Annotated in this window: 1 protein-coding gene; it reads right to left on the reverse strand. The window is 70.1% G+C overall.

What is annotated here, in order from left to right; genetic code table 11:
- Positions 1 to 40: 40 nt before the first annotated feature.
- Positions 41 to 2938, reverse strand: coding sequence for a glycoside hydrolase family 48 protein (locus KBX39_RS26360; protein ID WP_181373777.1), 2898 nt, complete (start codon positions 2936 to 2938; stop codon positions 41 to 43).
- Positions 2939 to 3637 lie beyond the last annotated feature (699 nt).

Raw genomic sequence — 3637 nt, forward strand, 5'->3', positions numbered from 1 at the left:
GGTGGGGGGCCCCCGCCCCCCCCACGAAGGAGGGGTCACCTCACCCCTGCGGGAAGTAGGTGCCGTAGTCGGCGTACGCCATGGCGATGTCCGCCTGCGCCCAGAACCGGTGGTAGTTGAAGACCGGCTCGGGACCGCCGTCCAGGTACGCCTGCACCTTCGGCCAGTCCGGGTCGTTCTTGTAGAACGAGCGGATGTCCAGGAAGCTCTTGCCCGGGGCGATCACGTCACCGTTGGGCATCTTCCCGGTCCAGCCGTTGGGGATGTAGAGGCCCTGGCCGTCGGCGGCGTTGTAGACGTCGTCGAAGCGCTTGTAGTCGCCGCGCTTCTCCGGCGTCGAGACGCCCTTGCTGTCGGCGGCCGCCGAGAGCGCGTCCAGCAGGCCCTTGGCGGTGTCCTTCGCCGCGGTGTTGCCGGACTTCGCCGCGTACGCGATGAGCGTGCGGGCGTAGGCGCCGGCGACGCCGACGTCCTGGCCCTTGACCGTCACCTCGACGTGCAGGTTGGTGTTCGGCTGCGGGCTGCTGGGGTTCCAGTTGGCCGGCTGGCCGGTCCACTTCATGTCCGACGGGATCGACCAGTCGGTGCCCAGCGTGGTGTTGGCGATCGCCCACGGCACCCACTTGTCCAGCAGCGCCTTGGCCTTCGCGTTGCCGGTCTCCAGGTACAGCTCGGCGATGCGCTGCATCGACCAGGCCTGCATGCCGAACCACTGGTTCGACGGCGGGTCGTTGTAGACCGGGTCGACGTCGTAGAACATGCCGTAGAAGGTGGCGGTGCCGGCCGGCGGCTGGGCGTAGCTGCCGTCCCAGCTGTTGGTGGCGCCACCGGCGATGCCGCCCTCGGCCGACTGGAGCCAGGTGTAGAACTCCAGCTGCCGGTCGAGGCTCTTCTGCCAGTCGGAGGCCGCGGTCGGCGACTTCGGCTTCAGCTCCGCGACGTTGGTCATCACCCAGGCCGCGAACGGGTTCTGGTAGCCGAAGTGGCTGTGGCTGGACCCGATCCGCCACGACCAGTTCTGCGAGGCGTCGTACGCGCCGCCCCAGGCGTAGTACCAGGAGAGCAGGTAGTGCGCCGAGTCACGGCCGCTGGCGGCCGGGCAGGTGCTCGCGCCGACGCAGTTGCCGATCTTCTTGAAGTACTTGTCGAACAGCGCGTAGCGCAGGTAGTCGCCCATCTTGGCGGCCTTGGCCACGGTGGCCGCCACGTCGCCCGCCTTGCCCTGCGCCTTGGCCCAGGTCAGCGCCCAGTAGGCGGCCTGGACGGCACGCGCGTCGGCGTCCGGGGCGTTCGTGTACTTCCACTGCTTGGCCGGGGCGTTGGACTCCTTGACGAACAGGTCCAGGTAGCCGTTCGGGCCGCCGTGCTTGAACGTGTCGCAGGACGGCTGCGGCACGGTCTCCCACACCGACTCCTGGGTGCCCCGCTGGAAGGTGTTGATGTACGCGGGCCGGGTGGTGCCGTCGCCGCAGCGGCCGTAGCCGTACGTGTTGTCCACGTCGAGCAGCCAGTGCATGCCGTAGATGTCACCGGTGCCGTAGGTGGACTGCAGCTCCGAGCGCAGCGGGTCCTGGCCGACCGGGACGTTGGCGTCCAGCGTCGACGGGTACTGGCTGGGCAGGTTGTGCTCGGCGGCGTACTGCGGGGTGCCGGGCGAGCCGGCCGTGGCCTGGTCGGCGTGCGACGGGATGATGTACTTTTCCATCACCGTCCAGGCGTTGTTGAACGGGGCCCAGTTCTGGGTGACCCGGCCGTACTGCGCCTCCAGCCAGAGCCAGAAGCTGAACGCCTCCGAGGTGGTCTCGTGGCCGTGGTCGGGCGCCTCGACGATCAACGTCTCGATCGAGTGGTACGGCACGCCCTCGGGGCTGAAGTACCCCGAGTTCTTGATCTTGCCGTACTGGTCGAGGAACTTCTTGATGTAGGCGTTGTCGCCGCCGGGGCTGTCGTTGTCCGCCTCGGTGGCCACGACGGAGACCGGCGCGTAGCCGGTGGCCGACGCGGTGATCGTGGCGGTGCCGCCGACCGTGTCGGCGTCCTCCGCGGCGGAGACCGTGGCGGTGACGCCGGTGCTCCAGTTGCTCGGGGTGAGCGTCAGCGTGGTCGGCGACACGGTGATGTCGCTGTCACCGGTGACGGCGAGGGTCACCGGCACGTTGGCGCTGGGCGCCGCGCTGAGCGTGTACCGGACCGTGGCGCTGCCGCCCTCGCTGACGGTGACCGCGGACGGAGTGGCGACCAGCTTCGGCCCGGTGGCCGCGGTCACTGTGAACGACTTCTCCGAGACCGCCGAGGCGCCGGCGTTGTCGTACGCCTTGGCCTGCACCGTGTAGCTGCCGGCCGGCAGGTCGAGCAGGTCGTAGCCGTACGGCGCGGTGGTGTCGGTGTTGACCAGCAGGCCGTTGCGGTAGAACTCGACCTTGCTGATGGTGCCGTCGGGGTCGCTGGCGGTCGCGGTCAGCGGGACGTCCGCCGGCGCCTCGAACGGGCCGGACGGCACGCTCAGCGAGACCGTCGGCGGCTGGTTGGTCTGCGCGCCGTTGCACGCCACCCCGTTGAGGGTGAACGCGGTGGGCTTCGGGTTGCTGCCGCTGAAGCTGCCGTTGAAGCCGATGCTGGTGGACGCGCCGGTGGGCAGGCTGCCGTTCCACGACTCGTTCGTGGCGGTCACCTCGCTGCCGGACTGGCTCCACCGGGCCGACCAGCCCTGGACCACGCGCTGGCTGCTGTTCGGGAAGGTGAACTTCAGCGACCAGTTGTTGAGCGCGTCGCCCAGGTTCTTGATGGTCACGTTGGCGGTGAAGCCGTTGTTCCAGTCGCTCGACGCATACGTCACGTCGCAGGCGGGCGCGGCCTGGGCGGCGCCCGCGGGCAGGGCCACCCCGCCTATGACGAGGGCGGCGGCGGCGAGCATCGCCGTACGGCGACGTCTGGCCAGAAGTCTCATGTGGGCGGTGTCTCCTCGGACCGGGCCGGGACCTCGGGGTCCCGGCGGGGCGCCTCCACGCGTCGACGGGGCGTACGCGGGGGGACGGAGGCGTCCGGAAAGGTGGTCGTCCCGGCCGTGCCGGGGATCGGGGCGCCGCACCGGTTGTCACCGGGTGCCCTCGGCGGCCCGCGCTCGCGTCACTGGCTCCGCGTGGCGTGACGAGAGTGTGACATGGAAGCGCTCCCACCACAACGGCCAGCGCAGATACGCGCTTCCATGTTTCGATCTCGTTTAGGGGCTTTTCCAAACCCGTGACGGGCGTTACAGTCGCAGCATCGCCGATGGGAGCGCTTCCATCGACGGTGATACAAGTACTGGATCGCCGGGTACGCCCGTGCCCGGCGCGTCGGCCCAGAGGCCGGCGGCGGACCAGCCCGGACGCCGCCACCGGCCGCCACCCGCCAAACGGAGGGAGGTGGAACCAGAGCCACTCGCGTGGCCCGGCTCCCGCGCGACGCGCACGACGGACGCCAATTCCACTTCGTGCGTGTGTGCACCATCGGTGGGGACGGGGGTTGCCCTCCCCCGTCCCCCCACTAAACCCCCGTTGTCGACGGCAAAAGAGGCCGACCGGCCAGGCGTGACACGCCACCCGGCCGGCCTTTCTCGCTATCCCCCCCCCCCCCCCCCCCCCCCCCCCCCCCCCCC

It is taken from the genome of Micromonospora sp. D75 (assembly GCF_018070405.1).
Classification (GTDB): Bacteria; Actinomycetota; Actinomycetes; order Mycobacteriales; family Micromonosporaceae; genus Micromonospora; species Micromonospora chalcea.